Annotated in this window: 27 protein-coding genes; 9 read left to right on the top strand and 18 right to left on the bottom strand. The window is 53.3% G+C overall.

From position 1 onward, the window contains the following. The 3 genes from gatB to map all read left to right on the top strand — a co-directional run bounded on the left by gatB (nt 1) and on the right by map (nt 2,848). Entirely contained in the window at nt 1-1,470 is a 1,470-nt protein-coding gene (gene gatB / locus WG929_RS19235; RefSeq protein ID WP_416207374.1) for an Asp-tRNA(Asn)/Glu-tRNA(Gln) amidotransferase subunit GatB, read from the top strand. A gap of 323 nt (nt 1,471-1,793) precedes the next feature. Continuing rightward, nucleotides 1,794-2,036 carry a ParD-like family protein gene (locus WG929_RS19240; RefSeq protein ID WP_416207375.1) on the top strand — a complete coding sequence of 81 codons (243 nt, stop codon included), beginning with the start codon at nt 1,794-1,796 and terminating at the stop codon, nt 2,034-2,036. Further along, entirely contained in the window at nt 2,036-2,848 is an 813-nt protein-coding gene (gene map / locus WG929_RS19245; RefSeq protein WP_416207376.1) for a type I methionyl aminopeptidase, read from the top strand. The genes WG929_RS19240 and map overlap by 1 nt, the downstream gene beginning before the upstream one ends. Before the next feature lie 90 nt (nt 2,849-2,938). Here the strand turns inward: map and WG929_RS19250 are convergent, their stop codons facing one another. From WG929_RS19250 to WG929_RS19285, 8 genes are all read right to left on the bottom strand, one after another. Beyond that, nucleotides 2,939-3,352: a ClpXP protease specificity-enhancing factor gene (locus tag WG929_RS19250; RefSeq protein ID WP_369858081.1), complete on the bottom strand. Its 414-nt coding sequence runs from the start codon at nt 3,350-3,352 to the stop codon at nt 2,939-2,941. Between the two features lie 8 nt (nt 3,353-3,360). Then, on the bottom strand, nt 3,361-3,987 hold the full coding sequence (gene sspA, locus WG929_RS19255) for a stringent starvation protein SspA (RefSeq protein ID WP_416207377.1): 627 nt from the start codon (nt 3,985-3,987) through the stop codon (nt 3,361-3,363). A gap of 91 nt (nt 3,988-4,078) precedes the next feature. Then, nucleotides 4,079-4,837 (bottom strand): cytochrome c1, encoded by a 759-nt coding sequence (locus WG929_RS19260; RefSeq protein WP_416207378.1) that lies wholly within the window; start codon nt 4,835-4,837, stop codon nt 4,079-4,081. Further along, nucleotides 4,837-6,063 (bottom strand): cytochrome b, encoded by a 1,227-nt coding sequence (locus WG929_RS19265; RefSeq protein ID WP_416207379.1) that lies wholly within the window; start codon nt 6,061-6,063, stop codon nt 4,837-4,839. Before WG929_RS19265 ends, WG929_RS19260 begins: the two co-directional genes overlap by 1 nt. Beyond that, complete coding sequence (gene petA / locus WG929_RS19270) at nt 6,063-6,659, bottom strand: ubiquinol-cytochrome c reductase iron-sulfur subunit (protein ID WP_416207380.1); 597 nt, start codon at nt 6,657-6,659, stop codon at nt 6,063-6,065. Before petA ends, WG929_RS19265 begins: the two co-directional genes overlap by 1 nt. Nucleotides 6,660-6,882: 223 nt before the next feature. Then, nucleotides 6,883-7,275: a 30S ribosomal protein S9 gene (rpsI, locus tag WG929_RS19275; protein ID WP_303432715.1), complete on the bottom strand. Its 393-nt coding sequence runs from the start codon at nt 7,273-7,275 to the stop codon at nt 6,883-6,885. 1 nt (nt 7,276) lies between these two features. Then, the gene (gene rplM / locus WG929_RS19280; protein ID WP_369855440.1) at nt 7,277-7,711 is read right to left on the bottom strand and encodes a 50S ribosomal protein L13; all 435 of its coding nucleotides are present in this window, start codon (nt 7,709-7,711) and stop codon (nt 7,277-7,279) included. 337 nt (nt 7,712-8,048) lie between these two features. Then, nucleotides 8,049-9,635 (bottom strand): peptide chain release factor 3, encoded by a 1,587-nt coding sequence (locus WG929_RS19285; protein ID WP_416207381.1) that lies wholly within the window; start codon nt 9,633-9,635, stop codon nt 8,049-8,051. Nucleotides 9,636-9,969: 334 nt separating this feature from the next. Here WG929_RS19285 and WG929_RS19290 point away from each other — a divergent pair, with 334 nt between their 5' ends. Then, nucleotides 9,970-10,827: a MurR/RpiR family transcriptional regulator gene (locus WG929_RS19290; protein ID WP_416207382.1), complete on the top strand. Its 858-nt coding sequence runs from the start codon at nt 9,970-9,972 to the stop codon at nt 10,825-10,827. Nucleotides 10,828-10,874: 47 nt separating this feature from the next. Here the strand turns inward: WG929_RS19290 and WG929_RS19295 are convergent, their stop codons facing one another. Together WG929_RS19295 and WG929_RS19300 are read right to left on the bottom strand one after the other, a co-directional pair. Beyond that, the gene (locus WG929_RS19295; RefSeq protein ID WP_416207383.1) at nt 10,875-11,783 is read right to left on the bottom strand and encodes a class I SAM-dependent methyltransferase; all 909 of its coding nucleotides are present in this window, start codon (nt 11,781-11,783) and stop codon (nt 10,875-10,877) included. 153 nt (nt 11,784-11,936) lie between these two features. Then, nucleotides 11,937-12,839: a DMT family transporter gene (locus tag WG929_RS19300; protein WP_416207384.1), complete on the bottom strand. Its 903-nt coding sequence runs from the start codon at nt 12,837-12,839 to the stop codon at nt 11,937-11,939. A gap of 233 nt (nt 12,840-13,072) precedes the next feature. Here WG929_RS19300 and WG929_RS19305 point away from each other — a divergent pair, with 233 nt between their 5' ends. After that, a complete protein-coding gene (locus WG929_RS19305) occupies nt 13,073-14,326 on the top strand; it encodes an ATP-binding protein (RefSeq protein ID WP_416207385.1) in 1,254 nt (417 codons plus the stop codon). Then, on the top strand, nt 14,323-14,871 hold the full coding sequence (locus tag WG929_RS19310) for a response regulator transcription factor (RefSeq protein WP_416207386.1): 549 nt from the start codon (nt 14,323-14,325) through the stop codon (nt 14,869-14,871). The genes WG929_RS19305 and WG929_RS19310 overlap by 4 nt, the downstream gene beginning before the upstream one ends. Nucleotides 14,872-14,910: 39 nt before the next feature. On the opposite strand, the gene WG929_RS19315 is transcribed toward WG929_RS19310, so the two are convergent. From WG929_RS19315 to WG929_RS19335, 5 genes are all read right to left on the bottom strand, one after another. Further along, nucleotides 14,911-15,345 (bottom strand): excinuclease, encoded by a 435-nt coding sequence (locus tag WG929_RS19315; protein ID WP_369855447.1) that lies wholly within the window; start codon nt 15,343-15,345, stop codon nt 14,911-14,913. Nucleotides 15,346-15,418: 73 nt separating this feature from the next. After that, nucleotides 15,419-16,072, bottom strand: a complete 654-nt coding sequence (locus WG929_RS19320; RefSeq protein ID WP_416207387.1) for an energy-coupling factor ABC transporter permease — start codon at nt 16,070-16,072, stop codon at nt 15,419-15,421. Nucleotides 16,073-16,110: 38 nt separating this feature from the next. Further along, a complete protein-coding gene (gene rimI, locus WG929_RS19325; RefSeq protein WP_416207388.1) occupies nt 16,111-16,566 on the bottom strand; it encodes a ribosomal protein S18-alanine N-acetyltransferase in 456 nt (151 codons plus the stop codon). Beyond that, nucleotides 16,563-17,384, bottom strand: coding sequence for a hypothetical protein (locus WG929_RS19330; RefSeq protein ID WP_416207389.1), 822 nt, complete (start codon nt 17,382-17,384; stop codon nt 16,563-16,565). Before WG929_RS19330 ends, rimI begins: the two co-directional genes overlap by 4 nt. A 5-nt stretch (nt 17,385-17,389) precedes the next feature. Next, a complete protein-coding gene (locus WG929_RS19335) occupies nt 17,390-18,940 on the bottom strand; it encodes a 2-isopropylmalate synthase (RefSeq protein WP_369855451.1) in 1,551 nt (516 codons plus the stop codon). Nucleotides 18,941-19,553: 613 nt separating this feature from the next. Between WG929_RS19335 and WG929_RS19340 the strand changes: the two genes are divergently transcribed. Both WG929_RS19340 and WG929_RS19345 read left to right on the top strand, forming a co-directional pair. Continuing rightward, complete coding sequence (locus WG929_RS19340) at nt 19,554-19,754, top strand: hypothetical protein (protein ID WP_369855453.1); 201 nt, start codon at nt 19,554-19,556, stop codon at nt 19,752-19,754. A gap of 384 nt (nt 19,755-20,138) precedes the next feature. Continuing rightward, on the top strand, nt 20,139-20,312 hold the full coding sequence (locus WG929_RS19345; RefSeq protein WP_416207390.1) for a hypothetical protein: 174 nt from the start codon (nt 20,139-20,141) through the stop codon (nt 20,310-20,312). Nucleotides 20,313-20,402: 90 nt separating this feature from the next. On the opposite strand, the gene WG929_RS19350 is transcribed toward WG929_RS19345, so the two are convergent. Further along, complete coding sequence (locus tag WG929_RS19350) at nt 20,403-20,831, bottom strand: hypothetical protein (RefSeq protein ID WP_416207391.1); 429 nt, start codon at nt 20,829-20,831, stop codon at nt 20,403-20,405. Here WG929_RS19350 and WG929_RS19355 point away from each other — a divergent pair. Continuing rightward, on the top strand, nt 20,784-21,647 hold the full coding sequence (locus WG929_RS19355; protein ID WP_416207392.1) for an SDR family oxidoreductase: 864 nt from the start codon (nt 20,784-20,786) through the stop codon (nt 21,645-21,647). The two genes, WG929_RS19350 and WG929_RS19355, sit on opposite strands and share 48 nt — an antisense overlap. 26 nt (nt 21,648-21,673) lie before the next feature. Here the strand turns inward: WG929_RS19355 and WG929_RS19360 are convergent, their stop codons facing one another. Then, nucleotides 21,674-22,606, bottom strand: a complete 933-nt coding sequence (locus WG929_RS19360; RefSeq protein ID WP_416207393.1) for a bestrophin family protein — start codon at nt 22,604-22,606, stop codon at nt 21,674-21,676. Between the two features lie 55 nt (nt 22,607-22,661). Beyond that, the gene (locus WG929_RS19365) at nt 22,662-22,883 is read right to left on the bottom strand and encodes a YjbQ family protein (protein ID WP_435873327.1); all 222 of its coding nucleotides are present in this window, start codon (nt 22,881-22,883) and stop codon (nt 22,662-22,664) included. Between the last annotated feature and the right edge of the window lie 228 nt (nt 22,884-23,111).

Genomic DNA, 23,111 nt, shown 5'->3' on the forward strand with positions numbered 1-23,111 from the left:
ATGGAATGGGAAGTTGTTATCGGCCTTGAGATTCACGCTCAGCTGGCCACCCAATCGAAGATTTTCTCCGGCGCATCCACCGCTTACGGTGCCGACGCCAATACCCAGGCTTGCGCCGTCGACCTCGGCCTGCCCGGCGTATTACCGGTATTTAACGAAGCCGCCCTGCGCATGGCGGTGAAATTTGGCCTGGCCATCGACGCCGACATCGGCAAACGCTCCGTCTTTGACCGCAAGAACTACTTTTACCCGGATTCACCCAAAGGCTACCAGACCACCCAGCTGCACCACCCGATCGTCGGCATGGGTCATATCGATATCGAACTCGACGACGGCAGCATCAAACGCATCAACGTCACCCGCGCTCACCTGGAAGAAGACGCCGGCAAATCCGTGCACGAAGGCTTTGGCGGCATGTCCGGTATCGACCTCAACCGGGCCGGAACACCGCTGGTAGAAATTGTCTCCGAACCAGAATTACGCAGCTCCAAAGAAGCCTCCGCCTACTTCAAAAAAATGCATAGCATCGTCACCTACCTCGGCATCTGTGACGGCGACCTGTCTCAGGGATCCATGCGCTGCGACTGCAACGTCTCCCTGCGGCCGAAAGGCCAACAAGCATTCGGCACCCGCACCGAAATCAAAAACGTCAACTCCTTCCGCAACGTCGAACGGGCGATCGACGTCGAAATTGAGCGCCAGATGGACGTACTGGAAGACGGTGGCACCATCACCCAGGAAACCCGCCTCTACGACGCTGACAAAAACGAGACTCGCTCCATGCGCTCCAAGGAAGTAGAAAACGACTACCGCTACTTTCCCTGCCCCGACCTGCTGCCCATCATTATTGATGATGACTACATCGAAGCCGTCCGAGGCACCCTGCCTGAACTGCCCGATGCCAAGCGTAAACGCTTTGTCGAACAGCACGGTTTATCGGCCAACGACGCCGCCGTACTCGCTTCCAACCGGGCACTGGCCGACTACTTTGAAGCCGTGGCACAAGCCGTCAACGACTACCAGCTGGCGGCCAACTGGGTACAGGGCGACGTCTCTGCCACCCTCAACCGCCTGGAAATCAGCATTGCCGAACTGCCTGTCAATGCCGCACAACTGGGTCGCATCCTGCAGTTGATCAAAAACAGCACTCTCAACAACGGTGGGGCCAAGGAAGTCTTTAATGCACTGGTTGAGGCAGGTACAGCAGGTGACAGTGGAGAAGCGCAAGTCGATACCCTGGTCGACAGCATGGGTCTGAAGCAGGTCTCCGACAGCGGCGCGATTGAAGGCATCGTGGCACAAGTACTGGCCGATAACCCGAAACTGGTGGAAGGCTACCTCAACACGCCGGTGGAAAAACGCGGCAAAGCCATGGGCCCCTTTATTGGCCTGACCCGTAAAGCCGCCAAGGGAGTCAACCCGCAAGTGGTGATGGAAGTACTGAAGAAAAAACTGGAAGAGTTGGGGTAATCTTTTAGTGCGTCAGAGGTCTGCAGTCGGACGTCTGACGCAATTCATTCGGCCTTGTGGGTCGGATAGGCTGAAGCACCATCTGAGATCAATTATAGAAACTTGTTTTTGTCTGGCTTCCACCACACTCCGGCGTGGAGTCCAATACCGCTGCCATTACCACGCAACCTCCTGCACCAATCCGTTCACTGCAAATACAGTTCAACCCACAACGCACCATCCCTCAAACCCGAACAATCTCCAGCATCTGATTAATATACAATTCGTATATATTTTGTAGTGTTGAGACTGATCTCAGCTTCTGGCCAGGAGGACGTAACGTTATGGGGATCGTCAAAATCTCGGACGGGCTGCACGAAGAAATCCGCGACGCCAGTGCGCTGATGGCACGGTCGATCAATTCCCAGGCGGAGTTCTGGATCAAGATGGGTATGCTGGCGGAGTTCTATCCGAATCTGACTTACGCCCAGCTGACTCGCAAGCTGTTAACCAGCGAGCATTTGCCACTGGCTACACTCAGAGCCGAATGCAAGGCCGACACCCAGCTCCAACCAGAGGCTTGCTGATGAACGCCATTGTAAAAACTCCGGCAGAAATCGAGCTGATGCGGGAATCCGGTCGCTTGCTAGCGCAGGTATTTGCCATGCTGGATGAGTTTGTTGTGGCAGGTATCAGCACCATGGACATCAACCTGGCGGTGGAAGATTTTATTGAAAACGAGCTACAGGCCCGTCCTGCCAGCCGAGGTCAGTATGACTTCCCTTATTGCCTGAATACCTCAGTGAATCATGTGGTGTGTCACGGTATGCCAAAGGCCAGCCAGATTCTGCGTAACGGCGACATCATCAACTGCGATATTACGCTGGAGAAAAATGGCTTTATCGCTGATTCCAGCAAGATGTATTGCATCGGCAAGATTACGCCGCTGGCGCGTCGTCTGGTTGAGACCACCTACGAGGCAATGTGGGCAGGCATCAAGGCCGTTAAGCCCGGCGCAACGTTAGGCGACATTGGCCACGCCGTTCAGCAGGTGGCTGAAAAAGCCGGTTACAGTGTGGTGCGGGAATATTGTGGCCACGGCATTGGTCGCGAGATGCACGAAGAGCCGCAAGTAACCCATTATGGCAAACCCGGCATGGGGATGACGTTGGCAGAAGGCATGACCTTCACAATTGAACCCATGATCAATCAGGGCAGCCACAAACTGAAGCATATGAAAGATGGTTGGACGGTGATTACCCGCGACAAGAAGCTATCGGCCCAGTGGGAGCATACCATTGCCGTCACTGCCGGTGGCTACGAGGTATTGACCTTGAGGGAAGAAGAGCAAGGTATCCCACACAACGGAAAACCTTTACTCACTACACAGCCGGTATAACCTATGGCCAGCTTGAATAAAAAAACCGCCCGAAGGCGGTTTTTTTATTGCATCAGGCGTTTCACTTCAAACATCCCAGCACCTGCAAGATCACTTCACCACTTTCAGCGAAGGTCGACCAGAACTGGCTTTTGTCTCTGACTCTGTCTGCTTCGGTTTTGGCGGTTCGGGTGGGTCGTTGGGATCAGGAGCACCGGCTTCCGATCCAAACACCATGCCCTGGCCGTTTTCCTTGGCATATATCGCCAGAATGGCCACAGTGGGTACGTATACCGACATAGGTACACCGCCAAAGCGGGCATTAAAGGACAGCCCTTGATCGTCTATCAGCAGATTCTGAACCGCTGTCATGCTGATGTTCAGCACAATCTGGCCTTTGTTCACGTAGTCCTGAGGCACCTGAACCCCAGCCAGTGAGGCATCCACCAGTACATAGGGTGTGCACTGATTATCGAGAATCCACTCGTTCAGGGCGCGCACCAGGTAAGGTCGGCTTGGGGTCATTGTTTTCATTACTCGTGCATTTCCCGTTCGGCTTCGGTCAGACTGGCCTGAAACGATTCACGTTCAAATAACCGCTCCATATATTGCAGCAGCGGTTTACACTGCCGCTCTGGCAGTTCAATGCCCAGTACCGGCAAACGCCACAAGATGGGAGCAACGCAGCAATCCACAATCGAGAAGTCGTCACTCATAAAGTAGGACATCTCGGTGAAAATGGGTGCAATGCCAACCAGGCTTTCAGTCAGTTCCTTACGGGCAGCCTCTGCAGAGTCGCCGCCAGCCAGAATGCTGTCCACCAGGTCACACCAGTCTTTCTCGATGCGCTTGATCCACAACCGGCTTTCTGCTCGTGCCACAGGGTAGACGGGCAACAGCGGTGGGTGCGGGAAACGCTCGTCGAGGTATTCCATCATGATGTTCGGGTCTTCGTAGAGCGTCAGCTCCCGATCAACCAGGGTTGGCAGGGTGTTGTAAGGATTCAGGGATGTCAGATCTTCGGGCAGATTGTCCGGATCTACATCCATAATTTCGACGGCGACACCTTTTTCAGCCAGTACGATACGTACACGGTGGCTGAAATGATCCTTGGCATCGGAATAAAACGTCATGGTAGAGCGCTTGGCTACAACCCCCATAATTTCCTCGCTTGCTAAAAAATTCGATTACCTAAAAACAAAGATAGCCCGGCCGCAAAAACGGCCAGGCTAGCATCAGAATACAGTGCGATTAATGGACGTCGCGCCAGTATTCCTTGTTCAACATGTACACAGGCACCAAGAAGATTGCCAGGAACAAAAGTACCCACCAACCCAGTCTCTCACGCTCAACCGCAATAGGTTCAGCGGAGTAAGTCAAAAAGTTGACCAGATCGAAGATCAAGTCATCATACTCTTTAACACTCAGCGTGCCAGGTTCTGCCAGATATAGCACATCTTCGTGCTCTTCGGTGATTTCCTGACCCGTCAGTGTGTCATAACCCACAGCAACCGGGGCAGTACCTTTGTGCTGGAGACCTTGCAGGTCAGCCAACACGTGGGGCATACCCACATCTTTGAAGACAGTGTTATTCACACCCCATGGGCGTGTTGGGTCGACATAGAAGCTGCGCAGGTAAGTATACAGCCAATCTGGACGACGCACCCGAGCCACCAATGTCAGGTCTGGTGGCGCAGCACCAAACCAGACTTTGGAATCTTCCGTACGCATGGCGATGGTCGCCAGCGCACCGAATTTTTTGTCGGTGTCAAACACCAGGTTTTCTAGCATCAGCTCTTCTGGGATATCCAGATCACGAGCCATGCGGTTAAACCGGGCGTGTTCCATCGAATGACAGCCCATGCAGTAGTTCATAAAGGTCTTGGCACCACGCTGGAGTGAGGCCTTGTCCGTCAGGTCGGTCAGGTGTTTATCCAGATGCACACCTTCACTGGATGCCATCACAACCGCAGGAATCAGTGCAGCAATCAATGCAAATAACGTTTTCATTAGTGACCTCCTGTTACGCGTTCTGGCACTGGTTTGGTTTTTTCCATGCGGGTATAGAAAGGCATCAACAAGAAGAAACCGAAGTAGATAAACGACGCAGCACGAGCCATAAATGTGTTCAGTTCATTGGTTGGCTGGGTACCCAGCCAGGTCAGCAAGATGAAAGCAACGGCAAAGACCAGAATAAAGGTTCTGCTGATCCAGCCTTTGTAACGCCAGCTGCGTACGGGACTGCGATCCAGCCAAGGCAATACAAACAATACGGCAATCGCAGCCCCCATGGCAGCAACACCCATCAGCTTGTCTGGCACTGCACGCAGAATCGCGTAGAACGCACCAAAATACCAAACTGGAGCAATGTGCTCAGGAGTTTTCAAACCATTAGCTGGTTCAAAGTTGGCGTATTCCAACATGAAACCGCCACCTTCAGGGAAGAAGAACATCACGGTACAAAATACCATCAGGAAAACAACAATGCCGACCAGATCGTGTACAGAGTAATAAGGATGGAAGGGTACGCCATCCAGAGGCACACCGTTTTCGTCTTTCAGCTTCTTGATATCGATGCCATCCGGATTGTTGGAACCCACTTCGTGCAACGCCAGCAGGTGCATCACCACCAGACCAACAATCACCAGCGGGACAGCCACCACGTGCAAGGCAAAGAAACGGTTCAGCGTGGCACCAGAGATCAGGAAGTCACCACGAATCCATTCAGTCAGCTCGTTACCGTAAGGTAAAACCGAGAACAGCGAAATAATAACCTGAGCACCCCAGTAAGACATCTGTCCCCATGGCAGTACATAACCCATGAAGGCTTCAGCCATCAGCGCCAGGTAAATTGCCATACCAAAAATCCAGATCAGCTCACGTGGCTTCTGATACGAGCCGTACAGAATGGCGCGCATCATGTGCAGATAGATAGCGATAAAGAAGAAGGTAGCGCCAGTGGAGTGCATATAGCGAATCAGCCAGCCCCACTCAACATCTCGCATGATGTATTCAACCGAGGCAAACGCTGCTTCGGCACTCGGGGTGAAGTTCATGGTCAGCCAGACACCGGTCAGGATCTGGTTAACCAGCATCAACATCGACAATACGCCGAAGAAGTACCAGAAGTTGAAGTTCTTCGGTGCATAGTACTTGGACATATGCTTTTCATAGGTACTGGTTACCGGCAAGCGGTCATCAATCCAGCCCATGAAGGTATTTTGCTTGTTACTCATCAGGCGTTCTCCTCATCCACACCGATTACAACCACACTGGCGCTTTCGTAGCTATACGGCGGAACTTCCAGGTTGGCCGCAGCCGGAGATCCCTGAAAAACACGACCAGACAGATCAAAACGGGAACCGTGACATGGACAAAACCAGCCTCCAGGCCAGCTTGCATCAAACTGCTGAGGTTTGACTTCGCCAAAGTATTTGGGGGCACAACCGAGGTGAGTACAAACACCCAGCAAAACCAGGATTTCAGGCTTGCGTGAGCGACTGATGTTGTCAGCATAGGCTGGTTGCTGAGCCTTGTTGCTGTTATCCGGATCTTTCAGCCGGTCATTATGCTCTGGCAGATGTTCCAGCATTGCATCTGTACGGCGCACGATATACACCGGCTTGCCACGCCATTCGGCAGTCAGCATCGAACCCGGTTCGATCTTGCTGACATCGACCTTGGCCGGAGCGCCCGCCGCTTTCGCCTTTTCACTTGGAACCCAAGATTTGACGAAGGGTACAGCGACAAAGCCAGCACCAACTGCGCCGACAGCAGAAGTCACGCCCACCAACAGGGTGCGCCGACCTTTATTAACGCCGTCTTGACTCATTACCATCTTCTCCCATCATTAAAATTCTTTTCTGCCGCGAGGTCGTTTGCCTGAGAGGGACTACGGTCGGCAGACCCGGCGTAGAATGCAGAGCGGCGCACATAGTAAAGAAATTGAGGATTTGAAACAACCGGGAAGACATACGTGCTGTAGGGATATAAAAACAAAAAAAGCGTCCATTGACATAAGCCAAGGGACGCCTTTTTTATCAGCAAAAAACAGCTTAACGCTTGGAGAACTGCGGCTTCTTACGTGCTTTACGCAGACCAACCTTCTTACGTTCAACTTCACGAGCGTCACGAGTAACGTAACCTGCGGCACGCAGAGATGGACGTAGCGTTTCGTCGTATTGCATCAGGGCGCGAGTAATGCCGTGACGGATAGCACCCGCCTGACCATTACCACCACCGCCGTTAACATTAACAACAATGTCAAACTTCTCCAGACTCTCAGTCAGTTCCAGAGGCTGACGGACAACCATACGAGCAGTTTCACGACCGAAATATTCTTCCAGTGTGCGCTTGTTGATCACGATAGAGCCAGTACCTGGACGCAAGAAAACGCGAGCAGTGGACGTCTTGCGACGACCGGTACCGTAGTATTGAGTTACGGCCATATTATTCTCCCAGCTTCAGTTCTTGAGGCTGCTGAGCGGTGTGTGGATGCTCGCTACCTGCGTAAACTTTCATTTTCTTGAACATGGCGCGTCCAAGAGGATTCTTGGGCAGCATGCCTTTTACCGCCGTCTCAATCACATCCTGCGGCTTGTAGTCGATCAGTTTCTCGAAAGAGATCGACTTCAGACCACCGGGGTAACCAGTGTGACGGTAATACATTTTGTCGCTGGTTTTATTGCCAGTGACTTTTACTTTTTCAGCATTGATCACGACGATGTAATCGCCGGTATCAACGTGTGGTGTGTATTCTGGCTTGTGCTTGCCTCTCAAACGGCGAGCAACCTCGGTAGCCAGGCGACCCAGCGTCTGATCAGCTGCATCAACAACAAACCATTCACGTTTTACGGCTTCGGGTTTTGCGCTGTAAGTTTTCATCAAATTCTCGCCTTCAAGGGCATGTTGATCAGAAAAGAGGGCGGCATTCTACAGGACGGTTATTACCCACGCAACCATCTGTGTGTTTTTAACACAGCAAGTCGCGGATCAGCCGTCACGACACAAGTGCCAGAAAGGAGCCGTCTTTTCATAAAGGGGCGCGGATTGTATCTTTAGTGCAGAAGATAATCCACTCAAAAAATAAATTGTCGACGGGTTTTTATTGCCCGCCAGATTGGCTTCGTCCGTAACAAACCGGAACCGGCCCCTGCTCGGATACACCGTTGCCGTTACGGACAGCCACGGAGGGCGTCCCTACGGAGCGGTCAGGCAGCAATCAGTGCTCACGGGTTGCACGGAATTCCACCTCGGGCCAGCGTTCCTGAATCAGGCTCAGGTTCACCCGCGTCGGTGCGATGTAGGTCAGATAGCCGCCGCCATCAATCGCCAGGTTATCTGCTGCCTTGCGTTTGAAATCTTCCAGCATTTTACTGTCCGTGCAATACACCCAGCGGGCAGTATTCACACTGACCGGCTCATAAATACATTCCACTTTATACTCGTCGCGCAGGCGCTGCTGTACCACATCAAACTGCAACACCCCGACCGCACCAAGGATCAGATCATTGTTATTAACCGGCATAAATAACTGGGTTGCGCCTTCTTCCGACAGCTGCTGCAATCCCTTCTGCAGCTGCTTCATTTTTAGCGGATCTTTCAGCCGCACGCGCTTGAACAGTTCTGGCGCAAAGTGAGGAATACCGGTGAACTGCAAGTTCTCACCCTCTGTGAAGGTATCCCCAATCTGTATGGTGCCGTGGTTATGCAAGCCGATGATGTCACCGGAAATGGCTTCTTCCACCGCCGAACGGTCACCCGCCAAAAAGGTCACTGCGTCGGCAATCTTGATATCTTTGCCAATCCGCGTGTGTTTCATTTTCATACCACGGGTATAAGCGCCAGAGCACACCCGCATAAAGGCAATACGGTCACGATGCTTCGGATCCATATTGGCCTGAATTTTGAAAATAAAACCAGAGAACTTTTCTTCTGTTGGTGGCACTTCACGCTCATTGGTCTGGCGCGGAATTGGCGCGGGTGCCCACTCAACAAAATAATTGAGCATTTCCCGTACGCCGAAATTCGACAAGGCGGTGCCGAAAAATACCGGCGTCATCGTGCCTGCGAGGTATTCATCCAGATCAAACTCATAACTGGCACCCCGTACCAGCTCGACTTCATCAATGAGTTCTTCCACCAATTCTTCGCCCAGCAGTGCCAGCGCCTCTGCAGATTCAATCCCCTGAATTTGCACGTCGTCCGGCACGATACTGGCTTGCCCCGGCTTGAACACATGAATCGTGTCAGTGACCAGGTTGTACACCCCCTTGAATGCCTTGCCCATGCCAATTGGCCAGGTCACTGGCGCGCACTTGATTTTCAGGATGGTTTCAATTTCATCCAGTACTTCAATATGGTCACGAACTTCCCGATCCATCTTGTTAATGAAGGTGAAAATCGGGGTATCACGCAGACGACAGACGTCCATCAGCTTGATGGTGCGGTCTTCGACACCCTTGGCCCCATCGATCACCATCAATACGGAATCGACAGCGGTCAGGGTACGGTAGGTATCTTCCGAGAAGTCTTCGTGTCCTGGCGTATCAAGCAGATTGACCATACGATCACGATAAGGGAACTGCATTACCGAGGTGGTAATCGAGATACCGCGCTCTTGCTCCATCTGCATCCAGTCCGACGTCGCCATACGGCCCGTCTTCTTGCCTTTGACCGTACCGGCTAGCTGAATGGCATTGCCGAATAGCAACAGCTTTTCAGTAATGGTGGTTTTACCCGCATCGGGGTGGGAGATAATGCCGAACGTACGACGACGTCCGACTTCTTGCTGAAATTGACTGGCCATTCGCTTCGTTTTGTCTTCTGGGTTCTGTATAACGGTTGAGCAGTCCAAACGACTACCGCCACCAAAGTTGGTCGCTATTGTCCACGATCAAGCCGTGAATAGCCAACCAAGGCTGATACGTTGACATCCTGCGTTTTTCAGCGTGATATTCCAAATACAAGTCCATATCTCATCCATGTTGGCCAGTATCATGGCATGGGCCCTAACCAGCCTGACCTCCACTCATCACCCACTCTCTGGCCTTGCCCTATCAGCAGAGGTATAGTCTTTCGCTACGCGCCCTTGTAGTAAAATAACCACTGCGCGACCCCAAAGTCTTTGCCATGAGGTTGTCATGAGTCTTCTCGATCAAATCGGCGAGCGGCTGGAAAATCTGAACAAGTCTGAACGCAAGGTCGCTGATGTGATTCTGAACGACCCGAAAAGCGCCACCCGTATGAGCATTTCAGCGCTCGCCAATGCCTCTCTGGTCAGCGAGCCGACGGTTAACCGTTTTTGTCGTAACTTCGAGACTTCCGGCTTCCCGGATTTCAAGATCCAGCTGGCCCAGAGCCTGGCTACCGGGACGCCCTACGTCAGTCGTGATGTGGAGCAGAATGACAGTACCGAGGAATACACCGACAAAATTTTCACCTCGACCATTGCGGCGATGGAAAATGCCCGCAAACATGTATGTATGAGCGCGGTTGAAAAGGCCGTCGACTTTCTGATTCAGGCCAAGCAGATTTCATTTTTTGGTCTGGGGGCGTCTGGCCCGGTAGCGATGGATGCCCAGCACAAGTTTTTCCGTTTCAATCTGCCGGTCACCGCCTACGACGACGTGTTGATGATGCGGATGGTGGCTGCGGCTGCTCATACCGGCGATGTGATTGTCGCCATCTCCTACACTGGCCGTACCCGCGATATGGTTGAGATTGCCCAAATCGCTCGCAGCAACGGTGCAACCGTGATTGGACTGACTGCCGACAAATCGCCTCTGGCAGCATCCAGCAGTGTCTGTCTGTCGTTTCCTACCCCGGAAGACACTGACAAATACATGCCGATGACATCACGTATCGTGCAGCTGATTTTATTGGATGTGTTGGCCACAGGGGTGACACTACGTCGGGGAGTGGAATTCCAGGCCCACCTGAAGAAAATCAAGGACAGCCTGAAAGCAACCCGTTATCCCGACCTGCCGCCCGAGGCTTGAACTTAATGCCTTGCCGCAAGCACTCTGCACACAGTTTAACGGCGTACCTAACTACGTACCGGCTTGATAAACTTCAACGTCATCCGGTCGCTTTCACCGATGGCCTGATAACGAGCGCGATCCTGTTCCCCCAGCCGATACGAAGGGGGTAACGTCCAGACACCCTCAGGATAACGAGTGCTATCTGCCGGGTTGGCATTGATTTCACTGCTGGCTTGCAAGATAAAACCGGCCTGTTCAGCCATACGAATCACATAATCCTGGTGCAGATAACCACTACGTTGCTGATCGACTAACGGGCGATCGGCTGCCAGGCGATGTTCCACAATACCCAGGACGCCACCGGGTTTCAGTGCACGATAAAACGTTTTGAAGGCTGCCAGCACTCGTTCATCACCGCCACCGCGCATGTACCAGTTATGCACATTACGGAAACTCAGTACCCTGTCGGCACTGCCGTCCGGCGCAATGGCCTGTTCGCTGCCCGGATCAAACACCGTCAGAGTGGCACTGCCAAAGCGCTTGGGCTGGCGGGTGACTTTGGCAGCAAAACGCGCACGACTGTTACGGAAGTATTCAACGTCAGAATCCGGGTCAAAATGCGCTGCGACATACTGGCCATGATCACTCAGATATGGCCCCAGAATATCCGCATACCAGCCGCCACCGGGCCAGATTTCCACCACACTCATATCTGGCTCGACATCAAAAAATGCCAAGGTCGCAGCCGGATGACGGTATATATCCCGAACACGGTCATCTTGCCGGGCATCACTGTCGATAAATGCCTGAAAGTCCGCCGGCGTCACCGTCTCTGCCTTGGCCTGGTTGACCCACATCGAAGCAGCAAAACTGACAGTGATCAGGGTATAAACAAGTATCCGGCGCAACCCGAAGGTTGGTTGGAGGGGTGTTACCTGCATGACTACGGTGACGGTGCTCTGGTCTGGTTGCATCAATGACCTCCTGTGTTGATTCGTAAGGGTTAATTTTTTTGGATAGCGTACGTCAAAATAAAGAGACTCGCCGGTGCCAGGCGGCTTCAACTCTCGGATTCCCGGAACGCCCAGAAACAGCAGACAAACAATCGGAGCTCTGTTTGTCCAGCGTCACCAGGAGCGGGCCGTTGCGGGTACCAGCTTTCCTGCAACTCGGATCACCGAGCGCCAACGGCTTGCCAATAGCGCCGTAAAAATCAATCCACAGCCCAACATCTGCATCAGCGTCATCTGCTCGCCAAACCAGAATGCCGCCAGACAAGCCGTCCAGACCGGCTCCAGCATCATAATCAACGCCGCTGAACTGGAAGAAGTTTTACCCTGTGCCCAGGTTTGCAAAAAAAATCGCAGACAGGTGGCTATCAGCGTACTGGCCAGCACCCAGAGCCAGATATCCAGTACCCCCGGCAGCTGCCAGGTTTCAAATGCCAGCGACAGTGGCAAAGCCACCAGCCCCACGACGGTCAGCTGCACCGATGTCAGCGCAATCGCCGGAATCGAGGCCGCTGCCCGACTGGTCAGCACAAAGGTCAGGGCAAACAGACAAGCAGCGGCCAAATAGCACAATTCACCAAAGCCAAAGACAAATGTCCCATCCAGCGACAAACATCCCAAGCCTGCGGCTGCCAGTGGTAGCGATACCCAGGTTGTAGAAGGGGGTCGATCACCAAACAACAAGATCACCAGAGGTACCATGACCACCCCCAAACAAGTCAAAAAAGCACCGACTCCCATATGCTGGCCGTATTTCAATCCCATAATCCAGAACGCAATCGCCATCCCGAAACAGGCACCGGAGCGCAGTGCTCGAATCCACTCCGCTTGGCTCATGGCTTGTACATCTTTCCAGCCAACCGCTCCCACCACCACACCAGCGCTGACAAAGCGTATAAAAATAAACATCAAGGGCGCCAACCCTGCCAGTGCCTCCTTGGAAAAAATCCAGCCAGCTGCCGCCAGCAGGGTCACCAGCACCAAGACCAGGTCTGCCTTGACCGATACCGCTTGCGTCATGGGAGTACTCCGAACGAGAAGCCTGTAACAGGCATAAGCTACGCACTGTACGCGCAGAAAGGCGTATTTTGTCACGCCAGCGTCAGGAACTGAATGGAACACAGACTCCCATCCGGCGGAATAACTGTTTGCCCCTGCGACCAAATAACGCAGGGCAGATCATACCCGGCAGAATCAAGACGGCCAGAATCCCTTATACTGGCCTCCAATGCCCATTGGACATCGTCTTTTTCATGCGCTCGCTGGCCTCTCCTTCCACCGGACTGAACCCGGTACTGCAACGACTCGCCCTGCTGCAGCTGGCCATCGCCACCGTCTGGCTGTTATTTCTGAGTTATCTGCAGGCTCAGGAGGTCGCCAACCTCGGCTCTGCCTGGGTGCTGCTGGCGTTATATGTGCCGCTGCAGGTATTCAGCCAATGGCAAGTCACCCGTCGGAATATTCAGGATTGGCAGCTGTTTTTACATTTGTCACTGGAATGCCAGCTGTTTACCGGGTTGCTGTTTTTTACCGGCGGTGCAACCAACCCGCTGATCTCCTATTTTCTGGTGTTGCTGGTACTGGCCAGCTATGGCTTGCCCTGGTTACTGGCCATCTGGATGACGGCACTGTGTGTCGCCGATTACAGCCTGCTCAGTGTCTGGTATCAGCCGCTGCTGTTACACCAAAGCCACACACTGAGCAGTTTGTCACTGGTCGACTGGCACCTCGCCGGTATGTGGCTGACCTTTGTACTCAGCGCCCTGATTCTGGCTACCCTGATTCCGCAACTGTTACGCACCCGTCAACGCCAGCAACTGGAAATCCAGCAATTGCGCGAGCAGCAACTCAAAAACGAACAGCTGGTGGGTATCGGCACGTTAGCCGCAGGAACTGCCCATGAGATGGGTACGCCATTGATGACCATGGGTATGCTGCTGGATGATCTGATCGACAGCCAGGCGGCACCGGCTCTTCAACCCGATTTGACGTTATTACGAGAACAGGTCAACCGCTGCCAGAATTCATTACAGGCTCTGGCCAAGCAAGGCCGAGAGGCACGTAATGCCAGGCAACAACTCGCCAGTGACTGGCTCGATGAACAGCTACAGCGCTGGCAGCTGAGTCAACCCAATGCCGTATGGCAGCCGTTCGAACACCATAGCTCGGCCATGATTCATACTTCTCCCCTGCTGGACCAGGCATTACTGAACCTGCTCGATAACGCCGCTGAAGCCGGCCAACAAGCGATTGAACTCCAGACCCGTGAAGAGCAAGACTACTGGGTGTTAGATATTGTTCAACCCGATCCCCACGCCGCTGCGGCTCTGAGCCGTTACACACCCTACAGCAGCAGCAAGCAAACCGGACTGGGTATTGGTCTTTACCTGAGTAATGCCAGCGTTGAGCAGTTTGGCGGTAATATCGAACTGCGGGCACTGGCCAACGGCGGCAGTCGTTGCACCCTCAGCCTGCCAATTTCTCCCTTACCGGAACCACTATCATGACCCCGACCCCGGCCCTTCCCCGTATCCTGGTGATCGACGACGACGTCCACTTCAGCCAGGTATTGTGCCGCAGTCTCGAACGACAGGGCTTTACTGCCCGGCCAGCACACAACAGCAGCGCCGCACTGGCTACCCAAGCAGACTTCCAGCCGCAATGGGCCACCCTGGATTTACGTATGGCACAAGAATCCGGTCTGACTCTGATTCCCCAACTGTTGCAACAACAGCCTGAGATAAAAATCGTGATGTTAACCGGCTACGCCAGCATCGCCACGGCAGTGGAAGCGATCAAGCTGGGTGCCCACAACTACCTGCACAAGCCTGCCACCTTGCAAGAGCTGCTGGCTGCCTTCAAGGATGATAATGGCCAATCGGCTGAAACTTCAGCAGAACACGCACAGGTGATGTCAGTGGATCAACTGGAATGGGAGCACATCCAGCGAGTGCTGAATGAAAACGATGGCAATGTATCCGCCACCGCCCGTGCCCTGAACATGCACCGCAGAACCCTGCAGCGGAAGCTGCAAAAATACGCGCCGAGGTAAGCCTCGGCACGGTGCACCTTGCTATAATGGAAACTTGGCTCAGTCCACCAGAATGACGACATCCCCCACCAGGGCAACACCCGCCATAATGGCACCAGCCCCACACTGGAAGGTAGTGTCACTACTGGTCAGGTTGTTTTTGTAGTTCGAACGGATATTCACCACCGCATTACCGCCTTCTTTCACGGCTCGATCGCGTAACGAAATCATTGCTGACAGAAACGCCCACTCACAGGCTTTCTTGTCGGATTTGCCAAAGGCATTGGTTTTTTTGTTGGTGCGAAACTCACCAAAATTTTTGCTCACGGCCTTATGTTGCTGATTGCCGAAATAGAATTGTATTGACGTTCCCAGCCGAGGCTTCGCTTGTTCCTGAGACATTGCATCATCAATAGAATAGCTACCCACATCATCACGCGCATAAGCAGATGAGACCATCAGCAATCCGGCCAACACACCAATCATCGTCTTCATATTCTATTCCTTGCTATGAAAGTCACAACTTCAGGCCGATATAACCAAACCAAACACCTGAAGTATTCGACGCTTACTTGAAGTAAGACTCTTCGTTAAAAGTACTGAGCCATTCCGTATGGAACGCTACCATACCGGCAATAAACATACCGTTAACCACTCCCTCGGGAAACATCATCAATGGCAAATAGCGCAGGTAATCATGCCAGATCCGGTCTGTGGTATAGGTATCACTGAGTGCATAAACACTGCTTTGCAACACATCCAGAAAGGCATGGGTAGCCCCGGCATTCAGAAACCCGGCAACAAGAATATAGATAAACGGGTTATGGGGCAGGCGTCGATAGACCAGTGAGTAAAAACCGTAGGTAAACCCGATAGGTGCTGCATTCTGTACCAGGTAATGATAACCCAGTGCCGACCACTCAAATTGCCCCAGCAACGCCAACACCAGCTGCATCATGGCGGTCGCCACCAACGCCAGCCGCCAGCCCATCATCAGAGTAACGGAGGTGAGCGCCAGAATATGAAAACCCAGCCCCGGCACAATGCCTGCTTGGGCTTGCCAGAATAAAATCATCACCAGCACACTGCCAAAAAACAGATGTTGGGCAGGGCGGTGTTCAATCAGCGCCGACCAGCGATAGCTGTAGATACTCCAGCCCAGCAGAGCAAGGCTGGCAAGTGACATCAACCCCAGTAACCAGCCTGGCAGCATTGGACTCATGAGGGGGTGCTCCTGCGGATTATCAGGTTATTGAAAGGTCAGACGATCAGTTCCTGGCAATACATCAGGGCGTCTTCGCGTCCCTGTTTGGCCGGATAGTAGTTGCTTCGGACACCAACCTGGCAAAAACCCAGCTTTTCATAAACCGCGATCGCCGCACGGTTACTTTCCCGCACTTCAAGAAACATACGTTCATTGCCGTTGGCTGCAACCATATCCAGCAAATGTTGCAATAACTGCTGTCCCAGACCGTGCCCCTGATAATCGGGGTGAATGGCAATATCCAGCAGTTCAGCCTCCCCGGCCACCTGGGTCACGACAGCAAAACCGACAATGGACTCGGTGAGCTCCAGCCGCCACACCACCTGTTTTTTATTCAGGTAGCGAACCATCACTGCATTACTCCATGGATGAGACTGACAGCGCTGTTCAATTGCCATCAGTGCTTGCAGGTCTTCCGGACTGGCCGCGACAATACGGACACTGTTGCTCATGATTGCTCCACCGGCAGTTGTTCCATCGGCAGCTTCAGCAATGCCAGCCACAGTTGTTTTTTCTGTTCTGCACTGTTCATCACGCTGAAGACATCGCCGTCCTGATAGCAGCCAGGCACCTGGATACGTGTTAGCCACTGACCGGAGCGAGGGCCAAAGCCAATTACAAAACGGCCACCATGATGGACAAAAAATTGCCATTGTGCCCGCAGTGCCTGTTCCGCCACTGCGGCACTCTGATCGTCCTTGCCATGCTCGATAAAGGGCCAACGAAAGGAGAGCGGTTCGCCTCTTTGCTGATTCCAGCCCATCCCTGCTGCCACCCGCAAGGCAAAGGCCTGCATCGCCTGGAGCTGTTCTCTGCCATCACACACCCAGATGGCACCACCTCCCATCGCCACAAAATGCAGTTCAAAACGCGGCGGGGTCAAATCAACAACCGTCACCGCTTCGGAGGGCAGCGGTACAGACGGAGTCCGCGCTGGTTCGACTGGTGGAACTTTAAGGCTTGCCGTTGCGGGGTTCCTGGCGAGTACATTTGCGGGTACCGCAGGCGCATTACCACGAGTCTCTGCTATCGCCGTGGATGTACCACGATGCTGCAGCAATTCTGCCGCAAAATGACCTCCCGGAGAGTGATCTTCGGCATGATGGTAGTTGGGCAGATGACCCGTTGGCAGTTCACTGCCATGCGGGCCACCTTGCTCTCCGAGCCAGGGTAACAACTGACTCGGTGCTGCGTTAGGCAGCTCGTGCCGAGGCACCCATAGCGGGATACCCATGGCATGAAGATACTGGCAACGAACGGCTTCACGCATCGGAGTCAGACACCGTCGTTTTGTGGGTGCTGACGATCCTTGCCAGAGTAAAGCAGGTTCAGAGCATGGATATAGGCCTTGGCCGACGCCACGACGATATCGGTATCAGCACCACTGCCGTTGACAATACGACCGCCTTTTTCAAGACGTACCGTAACTTCACCCTGGGAATCGGTGCCCTTGGTAATGTTATTCACTGAATACAGCAGCAGATTGGCACCTGAGCCAGCCACTTGATCAATGGCTTTTAATGCCGCATCAACCGGGCCAGAGCCTTCACTGGTCACCTTGTGTTCAACACCATCCTGGCTGACGACCAGCGATGCCAGCGGCATTTCTCCAGTGGCCGAACGGCATTCCAGTGCCACCAGCTTGTACACATCCGGAGCGGCATCTGCAGCGACTTCGCTGACCAGAGCCTGCAAGTCTTCATCAAAAATTTCGTGCTTTTTATCCGCCAGTTCCTTGAAGCGGGCAAACGCTTCGTTAAGGGCGACGTCAGAGTCAAAACTCATACCCAGTTCTTCCAGACGACTGCGAAAAGCGGCACGACCCGAGTGTTTGCCCATCACCATTTTATTGGCACCCCAACCAACATCTTCGGCCTTCATGATTTCGTAGGTTTCGCGGTGCTTGAGTACCCCATCCTGGTGAATACCGGATTCATGGGCAAAGGCGTTGGCTCCGACGATGGCCTTGTTCGGCTGCACCGGGAAGCCGGTAATGGACGACACCAGACGGGAGGTCGGCACAATCTGGGTGGTATCAATAGCAGTTGAAATATTAAACAGGTCATGACGGGTGCGGGTCGCCATCACGATCTCCTCCAGCGCAGCGTTACCGGCCCGCTCACCCAGACCATTAATGGTGCATTCTACCTGGCGAGCACCATTGGCAACGGCGGCAAGGGAGTTGGCCACCGCCAGCCCGAGGTCATTATGACAATGCACAGAGAAGATTGCCTTGTCAGCGTTGGGGATACGCTGCAGCAAGGTCTTGATGGTGTGGCCAAATTCTTCCGGAATGGCATAGCCCACCGTGTCTGGAATATTGATCGTACGCGCACCGGCATTGATCGCGGCTTCGATAATACGGCAGAGGAAATCGATTTCGGAACGCCCAGCGTCTTCACAGGAAAACTCCACATCGGCAACGAGGTTGCGGGCTTTTTTCACCGCATACACCGCTTGTTCTAACACCTGATCAGGTTGCATACGCAACTTGTACTGCATATGAATGGGCGAGGTCGCAATAAACGTATGAATGCGGGCACGTTCGGCCTTTGCCAGAGATGCTGCTGCACGCTCAATATCGTTATCTATCGCCCGTGCCAAGCTGCAGACGGTGCTTTCACGCACCGCCTGGGCAACCGCCTCAATGGCGGAGAAATCTCCCGGACTTGCCGCAGCAAAACCCGCCTCAATGACATCCACTCGCATCTTTTCCAGCGCCTTGCCGATACGAACCTTTTCTTCTTTGGTCATGGACGCGCCAGGGCTCTGCTCACCGTCGCGCATAGTGGTATCAAAAATGACCAGACGATCTGGCTGACTCATGGAAATCTCCCAAATAGGTACAACGTAACGGGGCATTATACGACGCTATCGCATCTGCCGCACAGCCAAACCCTCAATACAGGATGATCCCGGCTGCATAACAGTGCTTGAACAACCTGCAACAATACTGTTTATTTGCACAGTATTTTTCAGTTTTCGCTGCGTACCGATTCCGTACGCCAGGAGTCATTATGAATTTGTCCGGTTTATCCCTGATCAGCGGTGATAACGCCCCCGCTAGAACAGATCCTCGATCCGAGTCAGATCTGGCAAGGAATCCCGCCCGGAAGTAGTACGTGCAACGCGAATATCCGAGCTGAACAGAGCACCTGTTGCGTTGTCGACAAAAACGACAGGCACAACAACATTTTTTGCCTTGAGTCAGATCAACTTCTATCGCCATTTTTTATCAGTAATCACTGGTGTTTGCTAACCAACTGATTTACCGCAATAAAATCTGCCGATTTCAAACCGCTGCGGATAATTCTCCGCTGGCATAAAGTTGGCAACAGTCCTTTGCAGTTAATGTCGGTTTGGCGTTAGCAAAGTGTCAGCGCCGCTAAGGTGAAAACCTTGTCGCTGCGATACCTACCACCTGCACTGGAGTCCTATCATGGCCGAGTTTTATGTCAAAAAGCCCGTTGGCGAGGGCGTCATCGCCGCTGTTCACCTGTCGACCTGCAGCCAGTTGCCAGAACCCGAGAGTCTGATGTATCTGGGTTCCTACGCTTCTGCGGAAGTCGCTTACAAACTCGCAAATGGCTATTTCCCCGAAGTCGGCTTTTGTCCAGACTGCCTGCAAAAAGCGGGCTGAGTATTGGATTTCAAGGCAACCGGGCCTGTTTCCAACGGTTGCCTGCCCTCCCCAAAAAATTCAAAACAGACAGCACCAAGATCGCTGGCTGATATCCGCATAACCCCGCCATGGCGTTTGATCATTTGCGCCACAGCTCAAATCCACAATCGCCAGCCACAATTCAAAGCCATACAATCCAACGCCGCCGGTCGTTCCGGTAGGGCTTTTATCTCCTTGTACAAAAGGTTCAAACAGGGTTTTAGTACCAAAGCCCGGACACCATCACTCACCTGGATGCTCGGCTGAGACTGGCCAGACCGATGCGATGGCCAGCACAGGATCCTGCGGGTGTCGCGTTCGGCATAGTAGCCGTTCAGTACACCAACGACGGCAGCCTGATCTGTGACTCCGAACAATGGCAACCTCGTTTGCTACACCAGCGAAGCGGACAATCACTCCAACGGCGTGCTGGTGATCGAAAATAAGTACGGATTCAGCCCAGAACTGGATATAACAGATATCATCCCGTCGACGCTGCAACAGCATCGCGATGCCCTGAACATCATCATTATATAAGTCATCAGCGCCCTGACCGATTTCAAACGAGCTCTGTAGGGGACATCTATTTAATTCGGTGCCCGCTCTGGGCTTTCGGATGGGGTCGAATCACGAAGCCGGTTTGCAGGCCTGGCGGGTCAAGTCAAACGTCGGCGACACCGAGTCGGAATCATCCGGCAGCCCCCAGAGGGCGCGGGTTGCCGCACCAACCAATATTGCCGAGGGATTGACTCTGGTGCTGTCTGAGATACCCAATGGGCAATGTCTTATTGGTTGGTTGGTGAGCTGACCCAGGAGTAGGCAAACCTTGTCGCAAAGCAGCAGCCCTCCGATATCGAGTTCGACCTCATTAGTGAGTATCATGTCAGTAGCAATGCCGTATGGTTTGAAGATAAGGAAGCAGCGTGAGAACACGGACGACACCAGACTGGAAATAGCCTGGGCACTACTGACCCAAGCACTGTCATCACCCGGCTGCAGAGGAAGTTTATGAAAACCGTACTGCTCGCAGGAGGAACCGGGTACCTGGGTGGCCATATCTGGCAGCTACTGCTGCAACAGGGTTATCGGGTTCGCGCACTGGTGCGCAACCCAGACAACGTCGACCCGTTAATCGCTCACCTCAGTGATGTACGAACCGTCGAAGTGACCCACCCAGCCAGCCTGAGAGATTGCTGCGAAGGGGTGGATCTCGTCATTTCAACACTGGGAATCAACCGGCAACAGGATGGCCTGCGTTATCGCGATGTCGATTACCAAGCCAATCTGAACCTGCTGCAAGAAGCACAACGATCTGGCGTCGACTGTTTTGTTTACGTTTCGGTGCTCAATGGTGAGTTGTTGCGTCATCTGGCCATCTGCGACGCCAAGGAAGCCTTTGTCGATCAGCTCAGACTCTCCGGTCTCAACTATCGAGTCATACGACCGAACGGTTTTTTTCCCGAGCTGAACGAGATGCTGGCCATGGCTCAGCGAGGACGCATCTGGCTGCTGGGGAATGGTCAGCAACGCTACAATCCGATCCATGGCGAAGACCTGGCGCGTATGTGTGTCAACGCCCCCTTCCAGCCACTGCTGGAGCTTCCCATCGGAGGCCCGGACACGCTCACTCACCAGGAAATTGCCCGACTCGCTTTTGTTGCCGCAGGGAACTCGAAGCCACGTATCAGCCATATTCCGGTGACTGCTGCCCGAGTCATCAGCTGGCTACTGAAACACACCACACCAGAATCCCTACACGGCCCCATGCTGTTTTTTCTGACCGCTATGTCGATGGATATGGTGGCGCAGGAGTACGGCTACCGCCGTATCGAACGGTACTTCGAGCAGCACATTGAACAGCGGGTTGAATAACCGAAAAGTGACGGGATCATGCCCATCTACCGCAACACATGCTGTTTCGGTGTCATTAAATCCGGTACAGGCAATCCCAACGCTTGTGCCAGTGAGCGGTCATTCACCCGGCACAGGGCATCCAGTGGCAAATGATTGGAGGCGCTGCCAAACGGCTCTTCCAGCTGTTGCGCCAGGGCATCCAGACCAAAAAAAGTGTAAGCAACAATGACCAGAAATACCGGTGTCATCCAGCCCATACTGCCGACCAGACCGAAGGGCAATAAATAACAATACAGATATGCTGTGCGATGAGTCAGCAAGGAATAGGCAAAGGGCAAAGGGGTCGATGACAACCGCTCACAACCGGCCTGTACTGTCGCCAGGCCCGACACATGCTCATCCAGAATACGAATCCCCTGAGTATCCAGCTCGTTGGCAACATACGCCTGACGCAGCTGTTCTGCCATGTTCTGACACACACCGTCAGCAACATTGCCGCTACCGATCACCTGTTCTAGTTCTGTAACGGGCAAACACGCCAGCACCCAGTCAGGTAATTGCTGCTGCAAGATAGCCATCGACAGCGGCTGCCGACGTAATTGCAGCCGCAAGGCGTGATAAAACACCGCGCACCAGGCCAATAATGTTAAACGACGGGATGCGGGCAACAGAATATGTGCCGAGCGCGCTAACGAACGCACGTTAGAAATCATCTGACCCCATTGCTGACGACCTTCCCACCAGCGGTCGTAACAGGCGTTATTACGGAAACCGAGAAACAGCGATAACGCGATGCCCAGCAAGGTAAAAGGGGCGACTGAATACTGCGCCAAATTGGCCCAGTGATCGGTATGGATCACCACCACTCCGGCAGCAAACAACAGCAACGCCAGCAGGTGCAGCGCAATATCGGGCAAAATAGAACCACGCCAAACAAATAACAGCGCCAGCGCATGCGGGCGTTCACGAACAATCATCAGGTTACTCCGGCAACCGCTACAAACAAGTCAGTAAAAATACATTCGTTCCAGGTTACTGGCCCGGACCCTGACCCTGCAGGGTTGCCAATACACGGCGGCTACCACCACTGTCACGGTGTTCGCCGAGGTAAATTCCTTGCCAGATACCCATATTCAGCTCACCGCCAGTGATCGGAATCATCACACTATGGCCCAATAAACTGGCCTTGAGATGGGCAGGCAAATCATCGCTACGGATGATGTGTCCATAAAGCCTCCCCTTACCCCCATACAGTTCATGGCCATTATCGGAATAGGGGACATGTCCATACCCTTGGAAGTATACATTTTGTGTTGGAACTCCCGAACCCCTGACTCTTTCAAAACATCATCAACCTTAGCTAGTCGTCCCTGCAACACCTTCGACGCCAGCATTCAACAGCCTTTCACGCCTGTTACGGCCAGACTTTCTACCCGTAAAATCATATTACGATATCAAAATCTGGTAGATCGCCATGACGCC

This window comes from Oceanobacter antarcticus, assembly GCF_044962685.1.
Classification (GTDB): Bacteria; Pseudomonadota; Gammaproteobacteria; order Pseudomonadales; family Oceanobacteraceae; genus Oceanobacter; species Oceanobacter antarcticus.

Excerpts from the sequence above, each read along its gene's own strand:
- WG929_RS19260 (WP_416207378.1), bottom strand. The coding sequence starts at position 4,837 with ATGAAAACGTTATTTGCATTGATTGCTGCACTGATTCCTGCGGTTGTG.
- map (WP_416207376.1), top strand. The coding sequence starts at position 2,036 with ATGAACGCCATTGTAAAAACTCCGGCAGAAATCGAGCTGATGCGGGAA.
- WG929_RS19300 (WP_416207384.1), bottom strand. The coding sequence starts at position 12,839 with ATGACGCAAGCGGTATCGGTCAAGGCAGACCTGGTCTTGGTGCTGGTG.
- WG929_RS19290 (WP_416207382.1), top strand. The coding sequence starts at position 9,970 with ATGAGTCTTCTCGATCAAATCGGCGAGCGGCTGGAAAATCTGAACAAG.
- WG929_RS19295 (WP_416207383.1), bottom strand. The coding sequence starts at position 11,783 with ATGCAACCAGACCAGAGCACCGTCACCGTAGTCATGCAGGTAACACCC.
- rplM (WP_369855440.1), bottom strand. The coding sequence starts at position 7,711 with ATGAAAACTTACAGCGCAAAACCCGAAGCCGTAAAACGTGAATGGTTT.
- WG929_RS19265 (WP_416207379.1), bottom strand. The coding sequence starts at position 6,063 with ATGAGTAACAAGCAAAATACCTTCATGGGCTGGATTGATGACCGCTTG.
- WG929_RS19335 (WP_369855451.1), bottom strand. The coding sequence starts at position 18,940 with ATGAGTCAGCCAGATCGTCTGGTCATTTTTGATACCACTATGCGCGAC.
- WG929_RS19315 (WP_369855447.1), bottom strand. The coding sequence starts at position 15,345 with ATGAAGACGATGATTGGTGTGTTGGCCGGATTGCTGATGGTCTCATCT.
- WG929_RS19240 (WP_416207375.1), top strand. The coding sequence starts at position 1,794 with ATGGGGATCGTCAAAATCTCGGACGGGCTGCACGAAGAAATCCGCGAC.
- WG929_RS19355 (WP_416207392.1), top strand. The coding sequence starts at position 20,784 with ATGAAAACCGTACTGCTCGCAGGAGGAACCGGGTACCTGGGTGGCCAT.
- WG929_RS19250 (WP_369858081.1), bottom strand. The coding sequence starts at position 3,352 with ATGACCCCAAGCCGACCTTACCTGGTGCGCGCCCTGAACGAGTGGATT.
- WG929_RS19310 (WP_416207386.1), top strand. The coding sequence starts at position 14,323 with ATGACCCCGACCCCGGCCCTTCCCCGTATCCTGGTGATCGACGACGAC.
- WG929_RS19330 (WP_416207389.1), bottom strand. The coding sequence starts at position 17,384 with ATGCGTGAAGCCGTTCGTTGCCAGTATCTTCATGCCATGGGTATCCCG.
- rimI (WP_416207388.1), bottom strand. The coding sequence starts at position 16,566 with ATGAGCAACAGTGTCCGTATTGTCGCGGCCAGTCCGGAAGACCTGCAA.
- WG929_RS19285 (WP_416207381.1), bottom strand. The coding sequence starts at position 9,635 with ATGGCCAGTCAATTTCAGCAAGAAGTCGGACGTCGTCGTACGTTCGGC.
- rpsI (WP_303432715.1), bottom strand. The coding sequence starts at position 7,275 with ATGGCCGTAACTCAATACTACGGTACCGGTCGTCGCAAGACGTCCACT.
- WG929_RS19305 (WP_416207385.1), top strand. The coding sequence starts at position 13,073 with ATGCGCTCGCTGGCCTCTCCTTCCACCGGACTGAACCCGGTACTGCAA.
- petA (WP_416207380.1), bottom strand. The coding sequence starts at position 6,659 with ATGAGTCAAGACGGCGTTAATAAAGGTCGGCGCACCCTGTTGGTGGGC.
- WG929_RS19360 (WP_416207393.1), bottom strand. The coding sequence starts at position 22,606 with ATGATTGTTCGTGAACGCCCGCATGCGCTGGCGCTGTTATTTGTTTGG.
- sspA (WP_416207377.1), bottom strand. The coding sequence starts at position 3,987 with ATGGGGGTTGTAGCCAAGCGCTCTACCATGACGTTTTATTCCGATGCC.
- WG929_RS19320 (WP_416207387.1), bottom strand. The coding sequence starts at position 16,072 with ATGAGTCCAATGCTGCCAGGCTGGTTACTGGGGTTGATGTCACTTGCC.
- WG929_RS19340 (WP_369855453.1), top strand. The coding sequence starts at position 19,554 with ATGGCCGAGTTTTATGTCAAAAAGCCCGTTGGCGAGGGCGTCATCGCC.
- WG929_RS19350 (WP_416207391.1), bottom strand. The coding sequence starts at position 20,831 with ATGGCCACCCAGGTACCCGGTTCCTCCTGCGAGCAGTACGGTTTTCAT.
- gatB (WP_416207374.1), top strand. The coding sequence starts at position 1 with ATGGAATGGGAAGTTGTTATCGGCCTTGAGATTCACGCTCAGCTGGCC.